At 45.6% G+C, this 14,444-nt stretch carries 13 protein-coding genes; 3 read left to right on the forward strand and 10 right to left on the reverse strand.

Annotated elements, in window-relative coordinates:
* Window positions 1-155: 155 nt before the first annotated feature.
* Window positions 156-1,556 carry a PLP-dependent aminotransferase family protein gene (locus ACMXYO_RS02085; protein WP_415886797.1) on the reverse strand — a complete coding sequence of 467 codons (1,401 nt, stop codon included), beginning with the start codon at window positions 1,554-1,556 and terminating at the stop codon, window positions 156-158.
* Window positions 1,557-1,701: 145 nt separating this feature from the next.
* Here ACMXYO_RS02085 and ACMXYO_RS02090 point away from each other — a divergent pair, with 145 nt between their 5' ends.
* Window positions 1,702-2,577: a DMT family transporter gene (locus tag ACMXYO_RS02090; RefSeq protein WP_415886798.1), complete on the forward strand. Its 876-nt coding sequence runs from the start codon at window positions 1,702-1,704 to the stop codon at window positions 2,575-2,577.
* Window positions 2,578-2,735: 158 nt separating this feature from the next.
* Complete coding sequence (locus ACMXYO_RS02095; protein WP_415883322.1) at window positions 2,736-3,008, forward strand: hypothetical protein; 273 nt, start codon at window positions 2,736-2,738, stop codon at window positions 3,006-3,008.
* Between the two features lie 35 nt (window positions 3,009-3,043).
* On the opposite strand, the gene ACMXYO_RS02100 is transcribed toward ACMXYO_RS02095, so the two are convergent.
* Window positions 3,044-4,084: a methyltransferase gene (locus tag ACMXYO_RS02100; protein ID WP_415886799.1), complete on the reverse strand. Its 1,041-nt coding sequence runs from the start codon at window positions 4,082-4,084 to the stop codon at window positions 3,044-3,046.
* Window positions 4,084-4,773, reverse strand: coding sequence for a pseudouridine synthase (locus tag ACMXYO_RS02105; protein ID WP_415883324.1), 690 nt, complete (start codon window positions 4,771-4,773; stop codon window positions 4,084-4,086). Before ACMXYO_RS02105 ends, ACMXYO_RS02100 begins: the two co-directional genes overlap by 1 nt.
* A 126-nt stretch (window positions 4,774-4,899) precedes the next feature.
* Here ACMXYO_RS02105 and ACMXYO_RS02110 point away from each other — a divergent pair, with 126 nt between their 5' ends.
* On the forward strand, window positions 4,900-5,736 hold the full coding sequence (locus ACMXYO_RS02110) for a 6-carboxytetrahydropterin synthase (RefSeq protein ID WP_415886800.1): 837 nt from the start codon (window positions 4,900-4,902) through the stop codon (window positions 5,734-5,736).
* Here the strand turns inward: ACMXYO_RS02110 and ACMXYO_RS02115 are convergent.
* The 7 genes from ACMXYO_RS02115 to ACMXYO_RS02145 all read right to left on the reverse strand — a co-directional run bounded on the left by ACMXYO_RS02115 (window position 5,727) and on the right by ACMXYO_RS02145 (window position 14,432).
* Window positions 5,727-7,088: an SLC13 family permease gene (locus ACMXYO_RS02115; protein WP_415886801.1), complete on the reverse strand. Its 1,362-nt coding sequence runs from the start codon at window positions 7,086-7,088 to the stop codon at window positions 5,727-5,729. The two genes, ACMXYO_RS02110 and ACMXYO_RS02115, sit on opposite strands and share 10 nt — an antisense overlap.
* 213 nt (window positions 7,089-7,301) lie before the next feature.
* Window positions 7,302-8,483 (reverse strand): acetyl-CoA C-acetyltransferase, encoded by a 1,182-nt coding sequence (locus ACMXYO_RS02120; protein WP_415883327.1) that lies wholly within the window; start codon window positions 8,481-8,483, stop codon window positions 7,302-7,304.
* Window positions 8,484-8,866: 383 nt separating this feature from the next.
* A complete protein-coding gene (gene panC / locus ACMXYO_RS02125; protein ID WP_415886802.1) occupies window positions 8,867-9,715 on the reverse strand; it encodes a pantoate--beta-alanine ligase in 849 nt (282 codons plus the stop codon).
* A gap of 2 nt (window positions 9,716-9,717) precedes the next feature.
* The gene (panB, locus tag ACMXYO_RS02130; protein WP_415886803.1) at window positions 9,718-10,512 is read right to left on the reverse strand and encodes a 3-methyl-2-oxobutanoate hydroxymethyltransferase; all 795 of its coding nucleotides are present in this window, start codon (window positions 10,510-10,512) and stop codon (window positions 9,718-9,720) included.
* 40 nt (window positions 10,513-10,552) lie between these two features.
* Window positions 10,553-11,038 (reverse strand): 2-amino-4-hydroxy-6-hydroxymethyldihydropteridine diphosphokinase, encoded by a 486-nt coding sequence (gene folK / locus ACMXYO_RS02135; protein WP_415886804.1) that lies wholly within the window; start codon window positions 11,036-11,038, stop codon window positions 10,553-10,555.
* The gene (pcnB, locus tag ACMXYO_RS02140; protein ID WP_415886805.1) at window positions 11,035-12,456 is read right to left on the reverse strand and encodes a polynucleotide adenylyltransferase PcnB; all 1,422 of its coding nucleotides are present in this window, start codon (window positions 12,454-12,456) and stop codon (window positions 11,035-11,037) included. Before pcnB ends, folK begins: the two co-directional genes overlap by 4 nt.
* 590 nt (window positions 12,457-13,046) lie before the next feature.
* Entirely contained in the window at window positions 13,047-14,432 is a 1,386-nt protein-coding gene (locus ACMXYO_RS02145; protein WP_415888061.1) for a sigma-54-dependent transcriptional regulator, read from the reverse strand.
* Between the last annotated feature and the right edge of the window lie 12 nt (window positions 14,433-14,444).

The following is a 14,444-nucleotide window of genomic DNA, read 5'->3' on the forward strand; positions in this document are numbered from 1 at the left end:
GCCGAATAATGGCTTTTTCCTCAAGTCGTCTCGGTAATAACTTATCCCAATAATCTGTGGATAAGTTCGTTGATAGTCTGAGTGCTGCTTGCTGAAAGCCTTAATTTACGTACGTTGGAGAGAATTGCTCATCTTTGTAACACTTAGGGAATAGATTAGTACGAAGCGATTAATTTGCCTAACTGTGCAATAGCGTCGACTTGTTCTATTTGCCGAGTGTAATGGGCAAAACATAAGCGAATATGGTGATTAAAACGCTGGTCTGCACAAAAGAGGTTACCGGGTGAAATGCCAATACCTGCCTCAAGCGCTTGTTGAAATAGTTGGTCGCTATTGACCTGTTTAGGCAGTGTAAACCACTGCAAAATACCGCCGCTTGGTTTGATAAAGCAGGTGTTACTGGGCCAATGTTGACGGATGTCTTCATCGAGCATCTCGACTCTCTCTTGGTAGCCACGACTAACTTGTGAGAGATGACGGCGATAACGGCGGCCTATCAGTAATTCACTGATGCCTTGTTGCGATATGGCAGAGCAGGCGATGCTGGTAACAAATTTTTGGAAGTTAACTTGTTCGTAGTAGCGCCCGGGTAGCACCCAACCCAGCCTTATATCAGCATCTACTGTCTTAGAAAAAGAGCCACAATGCAGTACTCGTTGATCGGTATCCATCGCTTTAAGCGCTGTCGGTCTTTGTTGGTTGAAGCTCAGTTCTGCAAAGACATCATCTTCAATAACCGCAATATCCCACTTGTTAGCAATGGCCATTAAACGCTGCCGACTTGCTAAATCTAGATTGAAACCTAGCGGGTTATTAAAGCTTGGGTTGGTCAGTACCGCTTTAATTGGCCATTGAGTTAGGGCGGTTTCTAGAGCATCTAAATTAGTCCCTAAAATTGGATCTGAAGGCAGCTCCAATACCTTAAGCCCCAAAGCTTCAATGCACTGTAAAGTGCCGTAGTAGCAGGGTGATTCAACGGCAATAGTATCCCCTATCTGGGCAACAGAGCGTAAGCAGAGTGATAAAGCTTCCTGAGCGCCATGCGAGATCACAATCTCTTCACTATTACAGCTAAATGCGGTGGCATTTAGGTGATCAGCTAATACGGAAAGAAGTTTAGGATCGCCCGGCGGAGTGCTGTAATGGCTGCGGCGTTTTTCACTGGTGTGTGCCCAATGACGAGTATGTTTGGCTTGCTGCTGATAATACCAAGCGACTGTTGGCCATCTGGAATCGGGGTAAGCCGAACCGAGAGCTAAGTGCCCATGTTGATTCGCAGCGCCCAAAACGCTGAATGCAGTCGAGCCCAGTTTTACTTTACGCGGCTTGATGGCAGGAACTGAGTTTTTCGGGGAGGAGACAAAGAACCCTAGTCTTGGTTTAGCGTAAATCAGTTGTGACTGCTCTAACTCAGTCAGGCCTTTGATGATGGTATTTTTACTTAATTGGTATTGCAGGCTTAAGGCTCGGATAGAGGGCAAGCGGGTGCCGGGCGATAAATCACCATTTTCGATTCTAGAGCTAAGCTGCTGTACCAACAGTAAATACTTTTTCATGGGTACAGTTTGTATAAATTTGCAGGCAAGTGCAATTTAACGCTTTTCTGTACCCTTGAAACTGACCTGCCTGTGTCCCTTTTTTGTTTAGCCTGTTCTCTCTAGAGTGATGCAATTAATTTAGATAGTTTGTAGAGAGTCAGTCATGCTGAATAAACAGCAGTGGATAACTTTAGTTCCTTGGGCGTTTGTGGGTATATGGAGTACCGGTTTTATCGGTGCCAAGTATGCGGTGCCTTATATGGAACCTTTCAGCGTCCTGCTAGTACGTAGTTTGCTGACGATTGTTGTCTTTGCGGGCTTATTAGCATGGCGCAAACCGCAATGGTGTAGCTTGCCGCAAGCAGGTCATCAGATGGTGGTGGGGTTTCTCGTTCATGCCTGTTACTTAGGCGGCGTCTTCGCAGCAATCGACTGGTCACTTCCAGCTGGGATTACCTCATTGGTGATGGGGTTACAGCCCATATTAACGGCCTTGTTGGCTGTCATCTGGTTACAAGAGCGGCTGTTGAAAACCCAATGGTTAGGTTTAGTTCTGGGTTTCATCGGTGTTGTTATGGTGGTCAGCCAAGGTTATTCACAGGGGAGCTATTTGGCTGGTGGAGATGCATGGGCAGCTGCGGTGATTGCGTTAGTCGCTATATCATTAGGCACTTTGTACCAAAAACGTTTTGGTGTCGGTGTAGATCTGATGGAGGGGGCTTTTTATCAATACGTGGCGATGGCAATTGTGATGGCTATATTGGCCTATGCATTTGATAGCGGTGTGGTGGAATGGAACTGGACCTTAATCGGTGCACTGGCTTGGATGGTATTGGGCTTGTCTGTAACGGCTATTCTGTTGCTGCTGATAATGATCCGCGAAGGGGAGGCGAGTAAGGTCGCTAGCTATTTTTATCTAGTGCCACCTTTAACCGCGATAGAGGCGTGGTTCTTGTTTGATGAATCGTTATCGATGCTGGCAATGATAGGGATTGTAGTTGCCGCTCTTGGTGTGTTTTGCGCAGCAAGAAAGATATAAATATAAATTTTTAGCTTCTTTTAGTTATAATAAGTGTGTTTTTTAGTCTTAATTATTAGGTGAACCGACTTGTCTACTTTTCTGTCATAAGGGCATATCAATTAATCGATATAACTCCCAGTGGTATAGGGAGCTCTTAAATTAGAAAGGTAAATAATATGTCTCTTAAAGTTAAATCTACACTACTTGCGTTAATGTTTGTTCCTACCCTAGGTATGGCTGCGGATACGGATCACGAACAAGCCATTAATTTTATTTATAGCAGTAATGGGATGGAACTCAGTGAATCGGCATCTATGAATAAAGTCGAAAAAGTGATGAAAAAGGAAGTTTCTACATCGGATAAAAAGCAGATGCAGAAAACTAATGGAATGGACTACAGCCGTATTTGGTCGGGGTATCCTAAAATTGAAGGGCATGAAGTGTATTAGTTGATCAAAAGAGAATGGGGCTTTTAGCCCCATTTTTATGTCTTGTGAGTAAGCCTGATCAGCTTAAAGTTGCCGTTAGAGGCAATACATTCAGCCTGATGGAAGAACTGCTTAGCTTTTCGCTCTAGTGGGATATGCATATTGGTAACAAAGCAGGCGACCCCACGCCCATTCAAACGGTCATGAGCCGCTTTTAGAAAACGGTCTGTCAGGTCTCCGTCGACGGAAAATCCTGCATGGAAAGGGGGGTTACAGAGGATTAGATCAAATTTCTCGGTAATACCCTCTGCACAACTCGCAGGTATGACTTTGCCGTTAATCGGATAACGGTTAAAGTTTCGCTCGCAGGCTTTTAAGGCGGCAGCGTTGTTATCTGTCGCTGTTACCGGGATATCTAAGTGGCTCAGATTCAAGGACAAGTAGCCATAACCGCAGCCTAGATCCAGAGCGTTTTTCGGCGGTTCTGGTAAGGTCATTAAGAAGCTATCGAGATGCTCGATCAGGTAGGCGCTACCGCGATCAATTTTATCCCAACCGAACACACCTGGTTTGCTGTAATACTCAAATGTCTCGTCACTGGCAGTGACACGCAGCTGGTGGAAATCTTTAGCATCCAACAGGTCTTCACTCGAAGCGTTTACTTTCGTGAGTGTCGCGGACCAAGTGTTTTTATCGGCCTTGCTGGTTTCACCCTCTCCAAAAAGCTTTTTAGCTTTGCTGAAGTAGGTTTTGATCCCTTCACCTTTCTCACCGGCAATATAAAGTTTCCCTTCAGGTTTTAAGCAGCGGAAAGCTTCATTAATTAGGTGGTGTACCACCGGCTTTTCTTTGGATACTCGGTAGATCACAGAGTCCAAACTGTTATCTTCGATGATGCTTAGATCATAATCGGAGAAGAAAACCTTCCAATCTTGACGAAAAAGATGCTGTTCCAGATCGATTCTATTGGTAATGGCGATAACGGCTTCATTAGCTGGGATATTGGCACTGAGCAAGTTTTCATCAGCGAGCCAAAGTGAGCGACCTGAAGCGCGTTGGATATAAGGGGCGATTAGATTAAAGGCTGTATCACTCATTAGATGCTATTAATCTCTTCTTCTGTCAGAAAACGGTATTCGCCGGGTTCTAGATATTCATCGAGCTCGATATTGCCGATACGTGCGCGATGAAGCTCTTCTACTTTGTTGCCTATAGCCGCGAACATACGTTTAACTTGGTGATAGCGGCCTTCGGTCAGAATGACTTCGGCTTCATTGCTGGCAATTAAGGTTAGCTCAGCGGGTTTAGTGCGCTCCTTATCATTGTGCAGCATTAAACCTTGCTTGAATTTCTCTACGGCATCTTCAGGAATTGGATCAGCCGTGGTTACTTGGTAGAGCTTGCCTGTTTTGTGCTTTGGCGAGGTAATTTTGTGAGCCCACTTACCATTGCTGGTGATAAGCACTAAACCTGTGGTGTCCACATCCAGTCGGCCACAGATCGTTAGCTCTTCTGCTCGCGGTAGATCTATCAAACTCAAAACCGTTGGGTGAGTGCCGTCATCATTAGAGCATACGCAGCCCAAAGGTTTATGCAGCATGATGTACTTATCACCTGGCGCATCTACAGGATAGCCACTTAGATAAACCTCATCGTCTTCACCCACATGCATAGATGGGTCGGTCACTTCAATATCGTTTACAACAACTTCACCCGCTTTCATAAAGCGACGAACTTCTTTACGGGAAAAGCCGGAAGATTGTGCTAAGTATTTATCTAGGCGCATAAGTTAAGTCTATAACAAGCTTTAAAGTGCGTAGTATATCGGAACTGGCATTGTCCCTATAGCCTGCACCGTTTTTTAGTTGAAGGTTTTAAGCTACTATAGCGCCTTCAAATCAGGAGCCCTGCCGTGAAACTTTTTGTTGATAATCTGACCAATGTCGATTTTTCCTATTTACACCCTAAACGTGGGTTGATGGGGGAGTCGTGGCTTGTGCAGTTAGAGCTGGATGGCAGCCTAAATGACCAAGGCATGATCTGTGATTTCGGTATTGTGAAGAAGAAGGTGAAGCAGTGGTTTGATTTGTGGGTGGATCATGCGCTGGTGGTTCCTACGGGAATGCCACGCCTTAGTCATTCTACTCAAGACGGCTACACTGAGGTCGAGTGGCTTTATGCTGATGGCGAAAGCTTCTACTGTCGCTCCCCTGAGCCAGCAATCTGTCTAGTGGGTATGCCTGAGATTACAGAACAGACTTTGGCTGAATGGTGTCGTGATAAGTTGTTAGAGCTTTTCCCAAATGAAGTAAAAGGCCTAAAGATCTCTTTTGTTCCAGAGAAAATCGACGGTGCTTTCTATCACTACAGCCATGGCTTACAGAAGCATGATGGTAACTGCCAGCGTATTGCACATGGCCATCGCTCTAAGATCGAAATCTATATCAATGATCAACGTGAACTCAATCTTGAGCAAGAATGGGCTGAACGTTTTAGGGATATCTATATAGGTTCAGAATCTCACCTAATCGAACAGTGTGAGAGTCGTCACCACTATGCTTACACCGCGCCGCAGGGCGATTTTGCAATCAGTCTACCTGCATCGGTTTGTTACTTAATCGATACAGATAGCACGGTTGAATTGATCGCAGATCATCTGGCCAAGCAGATCAAGCAAGCTTATCCAAATGATAAGGTATTGGTACGTGCTTACGAAGGTGTAGGCAAAGGTGCAATTGTTCAGTTGTAGTCGAGTATTAAGTACAGCGCAGAACTGATCAATACGACGCAAAGTAAATTGAGGAACAGTCCTGTGCGCATCATCTTTTTTTGTGGCACATAACCAGTACCAAATACAATTGCATTTGGAGGTGTAGCTACAGGAAGCATAAATGCACAGGAAGCGCTGATAGCAATAGCGATGGCCAAGGTCTCTTCTGGAAAGCCTAATTCTGCAGCTATCGAGATGAAAATCGGCACCATTAAAGCTGTACTGGCAGTGTTACTTGCCATTTCGGTAAGAAAAATTATAAAGGTACAGATCAAAGCCAAAAAGATGAAAAAACTGGCTTGGCTTAGTAATAAGCTGAGTTGTTCAGCAAGAAAAGCACTAGCACCACTACTTTTCAGAATAGCGCTTAGCGTTATACCGCCTCCAAATAAGATCAATACCCCCCAATCGGTCGTCGTTTCTATATCTTTCCAGCTTACGAGTTTTAACCCCCCTAAAAGCAATACGGCAAGAATAGCTACCATGCTATCGAAGTTTTTATCTATTCCGAGAAATGTTGAAAACTGTTTACTAAACAACCATAGAACCACGGTTAGTAAAAATACGGTAATGACTGCATAGCGTTCGGGGGTTAAGGAGAAGTGTTGTTGTTCTAAAACAAAGTGTTGCTTTAATTCCGGTCTAAGAAGAATGAAGAGAAACGCGATCATAGCGGGTAGTAGGATAATAACCATTGGCATTCCAATCTTGATCCAATCAGCAAAACCTAACCCAATCTCAGCAGCAGCAATCGCATTAGGTGGGCTTCCTACTAACGTGCCTATGCCTCCAATGTTTGCTGAATAAGCAATTCCTAGCAAAATAAAAAAATAGATCTTAGGATTCTCCTTAATATCGAAACGGGAAAGGATGCCTAGTGCAAGGGGAAGCATCATAGCGGTGGTCGCGGTATTGGATATCCACATGGAGATAAAGGCTGTAAGAATAAAAAGCGCCAAACTGGCATAAAGAACGTGCCCCTTCGTTAGATGCAAAACATAGTTGGCAAGAGCGCGATCGATATCGTGTTTATGCAGAGCAGCAGCTAGTGAAAAGCCTCCTAGAAAGAGAAAGATAATTGGATGTGCAAAGTTGGAGAGTGCTTGCTTAACATCTAGGAGGTTGAGTAAAACGGCAAGTAAGGGTACTAACAACGCAGTAATTGTTATAGGGAGCGTTTCGCTGATCCAAAGAGCACCGATAAAGAAGAGTATGGCTAAGCCTTGTGCTGTTTGCTGGTCACAAATAGAGAAGTTCGGAAGACCAAGAAGGATTATGAGGGATAGAATTAGAATATAAAAAAATCGCAATAGAGTATGGGGAGTTACCATTGATATTTTCCCAGTCAAAGAGCTAGCGATAAGAACTGTTTATCAGAATAACCCTCTTTGCTGAGAAGAAGTAGTCTGAGAATTTAACAGTTTGAACTACGACCGGAGGATTTTGTTCAGTTATCTCTTTTTATGATGGTTTCAGAAAGAAAAAAACCGCAGCCGAAGCTGCGGTTTAAAGAGTAGGACGGTGTAACTAGACTTAAGTCTAGCTTAGTCTCGCTCAACTGCCAGTGCAGTACCCATACCACCACCAATACATAGTGTCGCTAGGCCTTTCTTCGCGTCACGCTTGTTCATTTCGTGAACTAGGCTTACGAATACACGGCAGCCAGAAGCGCCGATTGGGTGACCTAAAGCTATAGCACCACCGTTAACGTTAACGATGTCAGTGTTCCAGCCAAGATCTTTGTTTACAGACATTGCTTGTGCAGCGAATGCTTCGTTTGCTTCAACTAGTTCTAGATCATCTACAGACCAGCCAGCTTTTTCTAGTGCTTTCTGAGTCGCAGTGATTGGGCCTGTACCCATGATAGATGGATCGATACCAGAGTTAGCGTACGCTTTGATGCGTGCTAGTACTGGAAGACCTAGTTCTTTCGCTTTCTCTTCAGAACAAACGATTACTGCAGCAGCACCATCGTTGATAGTAGAAGCGTTACCTGCAGTTACAGAACCGTCTTTTTTGAATGCTGGACGTAGTTTACCTAGCGCTTCTGCCGTGCAACCGAAACGTGGCTGCTCGTCAGTGTCAAATACGATTGGATCGCCTTTACGCTGAGGAATTGTTACTGGGATGATCTCATCTTTAAAGCGACCGCCTGTTACAGCAGCTTCTGCTTTGTTCTGAGATGCAGCAGCAAATGCATCTTGCTCTTCACGTGTGAAGCCGTATTTTTCAACGATGTTCTCAGTAGTGATACCCATGTGGTAATCGTTGAATGCGTCCCATAGACCGTCTTTGATCATTGTATCGACCATTTTCCAGTCGCCCATGCGAGCACCGTTACGAGAGTTTGGAACAACGTGAGGAGAAGAACTCATGTTTTCCTGGCCACCAGCGATGATGATGTCTGCATCGCCGCAACGGATTGCTTGTGTAGCCATTTGAATAGCTTTAAGACCTGAACCACAAACTTTGTTGATAGTTAGTGCAGGAACTTGAATTGGTAGGCCGCCATTAAGCGTCGCCTGACGGGCAGGGTTCTGGCCACAACCAGCCGTTAAAACCTGACCCATGATTACTTCGTCAACTTTTGCAGGGTCCAGATCGATCTTCTCGATCAGACCTTTGATAACTGTTGCACCTAGGTCAGATGCAGCAATTTTAGATAGGGAACCACCGAAAGTACCAACTGCGGTACGACCCGCAGCTACAATTACAACGTCACGCATTCGAAATGCCTCTTAGCTTAGCTATGTACAAAGTTCGTTCTTCACGATGATGGTATGGCCAAATTTATGGCCGATAATATTCAGTGAAAAGCGGCGTTTATTCTGTGACCGTTGTGCCCTCTCTACTCATTTAGGGGCGGCCAAAATCCGTTTTTCTGAGCACTTATACAACCTTTATTGTTTTTATTGCAGTGCAAGAACTCATCGTCCTAGCAGTCTGCGCGACCGAGCCCCCGGTTGTCAAGCCACGAAAGTAGCGGGTTGTATAAGACTTACGATTGAAATAGCCAGTATTGCGCTGCAGCAATAATTGAGCGTTTAATTTTAAAATATGAGGGATATCAGGGGGTTCCGAGTAGGTGCAACCCTACTCGGAAGAGGGGTTACAAATTAATCTGTAAATTATCGATTAATCGGGCAGGGCCAAGGTAGGCTGCTGCCAGTACGACTAATTGGGAGTCTTCAGGTGTCGCAGGTTGTAGATCCTGGCTGCGACAGATAACCAAGTAATCGCGTTTGAAACCAGCGGTTTCTAAGCGCTGTTGAGCGCTTTCAATGAGCGAATCGAAGTCTTTATTACCTTCAACTAGTGCAGCTTCAATTTCGCGTAGAGAAGCGTTAAGAACGGTGGCTGTTTCCAGTTCTTGCTTTGATAGGTAACCATTGCGAGAGCTCAGGGCTAGGCCTTGCTCATTGCGGGCAATAGGCGCACCTTGTATCTCTACTGGTAGGCTAAGATCTTCGGTCATTCGGCGAATAACCATCAACTGCTGGAAGTCTTTTTCGCCAAAGATCGCTACGTCTGGTTGAACCATACCAAACAGTTTAGCTACGACCGTCGCAACACCACGGAAGTGGCCTGGGCGAGTCGCGCCGCAATAAAGGTCTGAAATCTCTGGTACTTCAACCTGTGTCTGAGATTCACGTCCGTTCGGGTATACCTCCGAATCGGTCGGTGCAAACAGGTAGTTGCAGCCGCGAGAATTTAGTTTCTCTTGATCAGCAGCGAGAGTACGTGGGTAATTATCTAGATCTTCCCCTGCACCAAATTGCAGAGGATTGACAAAAATCGATGAGACGACAACATCGCTATTAGCTTTTGCTTGATCGATTAGTTGTAGGTGACCTTCATGTAGGTTACCCATCGTTGGTACAAAGCCTATACGCTTGCCTGCTGCTCGCTCTTTATTGAGGGCTGCACGCAGTTCAGCAATGGTATGTAGAGTGATCATGTTTATTCAAACTCATGCTCGGAAGCAGGGAAAGTACCGCTTTTAACGTCGGTCACGTATTGGCTGATCGCTTCTTCGATGCTATTGGCATCAGCCATAAAGTTTTTCACAAACTTAGGGCTGTGGCCTGGTGTTACACCAAGCATGTCATGTAGAACCAGTACTTGAGCGTCTGTGTCAGAACCTGCGCCAATACCGATAACAGGCACATCCAGTGCGAGTGTGATCTCTTTGGCTAGGATAGATGGAACGCACTCGAGCAAGATTACGCTAGCGCCAGCATCTTGTAGCATAACGGCATCGTTAATCATCTGTTGTGCTGTTTCTTTATCGCGACCTTGAACTCGATAACCGCCGAGCTTATTGACAGTTTGAGGTGTTAGGCCAAGGTGAACACAAACAGGGATACCACGCTCTGCTAGCATAGATACAGTTTCTGCAAGCCATGCACCGCCTTCCAGTTTCACCATGTTTGCACCCGCCTGCATAAGCGCAGCGGAGTTATCCATAGCAAGTTCTGGAGTGGAATAGCTCATGAAAGGTAGGTCGGCCATGATAAGGCTTCCCTGATTACCTTTGGCGACAGCTTGAGTGTGGTAAGCCATCTCTTCAACAGTTACGGGTAGAGTACTGTCATTGCCTTGAAGCACCATGCCCAATGAATCGCCTACCAGAATTACTTCTGTGCCAGCAGAGCTAACAACATGCGAGAAACAAGCGTCATAAGCGGTAAGTACCGCGAACTTTTCGCCAGCTTTCTTCATTGAGGACAACGTGTGCAGAGTAATATTGCTCATGGAATGATCTTCCTGTTATTACGCGTTGGCGCGATTATACCTATATCTTTGTCAGGCTGCCCATAGGGCATGCAACTAATAGGGAAGACAAAGTTACATCATTAGGCATGATTAAATCGGGTGCGATATCGGCCAGAGGGTATAGAACAAAGCTGCGCTCGTGCATAAATGCGTGTGGTACGCAGAGACGTTCGGTGTTGATTTGGCTATTACCGTATAGAAGCAGGTCGAGGTCGAGGGTTCTCGGCCCCCAGTGTCGCTCGCGGACTCTTTGGTGCTTCTGCTCAAGCCCCTGAAGCTGATCCAGTAGTGCATGGGCTTCTAGGGTCGTCTCTATCTCTGCAACGGCATTGATAAAGTCTGGCTGATCTTGAGGGCCAACCGGTGCAGAACGATATATGGGTGATGCTTTGACTAAGCGGCAGTTTTCCAGTTCTGCCAGCTCAGAAAATGCTTGTTCAACATGCTGAAGAGAGTTGTCGAGATTACTGCCCAACCCTATGTAACAACGAACCGCAGTGGTCATTGTGATGACTCTTGGCGGGACTTGTTTGAATTAGAACGGCGACGACGTGGTTTACGAGGCTTATCGCCTTTACCTAAGCTTTTCACCATGCTGTTTTTACTTGGCTCATTGGCGTTCTGGAAGTCAGTCCACCACTGGCTTAGTCCACCTAGATCTTCACCGCTGTTTTCACGCAGTAGAAGTAGATCATACGCAGCTCTAAAGCGAGGCTGCTCCATCAAGCGTGCTGCACGGTTACCTTGGCGGCGCGGCAGACGCAGTTGCATCTCCCAAATCTCACGGATTGGGGTAGAGAAACGACGCGGTATAGCGGTTGAACGAACCTGTTCTGCAAGTACCTGATTGGCTGCTTCATGTAGAGCCGGTACCGGTGGCATCTTGTTCTCTTTCATCAACTGTTGCATACGTAGCTGAGTTGGGTACCACAAGATAGCTGCAAACAAGAACGCAGGTGTAACGCTCTTGCGCTGTGCCAGACGGCGATCAGTATTTTTAAGTGCGTTCTCGATCAAGCGTTCCAGCGGCGCATTCAGATTGTCACTTTGTAACAGTTTCTGAACCTGCGGGAATAACGGCTCAAACAGATCTAAACGTTGTAGCTGTTTGTAAGATTCAATTGCGTGACCTGATTGCAGCAGTTTTAGCACTTCATCAAATAGACGTGCTGGTGCAATGCGTTTCAGCATTGGTGCTAAGGCGCGAATCGGCGCTTCTGATTGCTGTTCAATCGAGAAATCAAGCTTAGCGGCAAAACGAGCTGCACGTAGCATACGTACAGGGTCTTCTTTATAACGATCTTCTGGGTCGCCGATCATGCGCAGAATACCTTTCTGCAGATCGTCATAACCATTGGCAAAATCGTAGACGCAGTGATCTTTCGGGCAGTAGTACAACGCGTTTACAGTGAAGTCGCGACGTAGCGCATCATCTTCTATTGTGCCGTAAACATTGTCTCGTAGGATCATGCCGCTATCGCATTGTTTTCCTTGTTCGCCTTCAGCATTTTCAGCTTGGTTGTCGTGGCTTGCGCGGAAGGTTGCGACTTCGATCAGATCACGGCCAAAACGTACATGAACCAATTTAAAGCGGCGGCCGATCAAGCGGGCACGGCGAAACAGATCTGCAGCTTCTTCAGGATGTGCATCTGTCGCTACGTCAAAATCTTTTGGTCTTTTCTTAAGCAGTAGGTCGCGGATACATCCGCCAACTAAGTAGCCTTCGAAGCCTGCATCTTGGAGGCGGTAAGCAACTTTCAGGGCATTATCATCTAAATGACGGCGTGGAATTTTATGCTCATCTTCAGAGATCAACTTCTTTTCAACAGCAGTGATTAATTGCGTGTTTTCAGCAGAGTCGTTAACGGACTCTGTACTGCTGCCAAATACTTTGCTCAATGCGTTACTGATGGTTTTAAGCAAGGTTGTGCCTACCTATGCGATTTATCTAGCCGGAAAGGGTAGTAATTGTACGGGTGTTCAGGCTTATATCAAATCTAAACAGTGCTTACTGCCCGAATTAAATGGGTGCGCAATCATACCACTGTTACACAGCAGATTGGGAAATTTAAAAGATAGAAGAAAAAGGGAAGGAGATGGGTAGCTGATCGCATCTCAGGCAACAACGGCTATTTCTCAGCTTGTTGTTTTTGTTCTAAGAGCAATATTAAGATCGTTACAGCTTCGCTACGATCAGCTTTCTTAAGCCTCATTATTATTTTTATTCGAGACAGGTACTTCTTTAATCTATTCCAGTTTTTATTTTTATTGGCGGTCTAGTTTAAGAAGTGTGCTTCTTTTTGTTGTCGCGCAGTATATTGCACGGCATGTGCCAATTTTTATTAATCCTTATAAAACAACAGTTTATTTTGAGTTGTTTGTTTTTTAATCTACTTTTGTAGCGGTTTTGTTACTGGGTGTTACGCTTTGGTACTAGTTGCTGGGTAGTACGGTAACACCTGAATTGTTACCGTAATGTTACTTAAATATTACCCTTTAGACCTTGGTATAATCTATTTTTTCGACTTGCGAGGAATGCCAAGTTTTTGTCTGCGTTCCCATAAACACTTGCGGCTCACGCCGAGTTTCTTAGCCAGTTCTGTTTCGCTCAATTGGTCCTGATTTTCCAGAACGAATCTTTGGAAGTAGTCGTCTAAAGATAGTTTAGATTGGTCTTCAGTCTGTACTGCTTGAGGAGTAGCCTGATTCATCGCGACAAACTGGCTTTCAATATCATCTAGCGAGCTTACTGGGATATCTAAGCCTAAAAGATCTGTGGTAATGAATGGGCCTTCTGCAAGAATGGTTGCACGCTCGATAGCATTTTCTAATTCACGAACATTGCCCGGCCAGCTGTATCTGCGCATTGTTTCAAGCGCATCATTGGCGAAACGTAAAGGTGCTGTTTCCATTCGCTGACAAACACGAGCCAGCATTTTTTCAGCTAACTCAATAATATCGTCGCCGCGTTCTCTTAATGGCGGAATGCGAAGTTCCATCACATAGAGTCTGTAGTAGAGGTCTTCACGAAACTCGTTCTGTTTCGCTAACTCTTTTAGGTTTCTATGGGTTGCAGCGATCAGGCGAACATCAACTTTCTTTGATTGTACCGAGCCTACACGTCGGATCTCACCTTCTTGTAGGAAGCGTAACAAACGTGCTTGGGCTTCAAGAGGAAGCTCTCCAATCTCATCAAGAAATAGCGTGCCGCCGTCTGCAGCTTCAAGTAAGCCGCTGCGGCTGCTGCTAGCGCCGGTAAAAGCGCCTTTTTCGTGACCAAAGAGTTCTGACTCAATCAGGCTCTCTGGGATCGCGGCGCAGTTCACTGAAATCATTGGGATATTGGCGCGATTGCTTTGTTCGTGAATCGCGCGAGTTGCAAGTTCTTTACCTGTGCCTGACTCTCCCTGAATCAAAACAGTCGCTTGGGTGCGAGCAACTTTCTTAATGCGCTTATCGAGTTCCTGCATCGGTTGGCAGGAGCCAATGATATTAGTGCGGTTCTCGGCAGTTGCGGCATCATGTTCGGTAACGGGACTGTCAGATTCCGAACGAGAGGAAAGAATATGCTGCACCGAGCTGATCATCTCATCGTGATCAAAAGGCTTAGCAATATAGTCAACAGCACCGAGCTTCATCGCATCAACAGCGGAGCGTAAACTCGCATAACTGGTCATGATCAGTACAGGAACTGATTTCGCCAACGAAATCATGTCTGTGCCAGGTGCGCCCGGCAGACGAAGGTCGCTGATAATTAAGTTGAAGTCGCCAAGGTTGAAACGGCTGGTAGCTTCATCTACAGAAGCGGCGTCGTCGACTTGGAAATGGTTTTTCTCGAGTAGTCTGCGCAGTGCAGACCGGATTATTGTTTCATCTTCTACAATCAGAATGCGGCTCATCGGCTCTCTACC

The organism is Neptuniibacter sp. QD37_6, from assembly GCF_047778085.1.
In the GTDB taxonomy this organism is placed as follows: Bacteria; Pseudomonadota; Gammaproteobacteria; order Pseudomonadales; family Balneatricaceae; genus Neptuniibacter.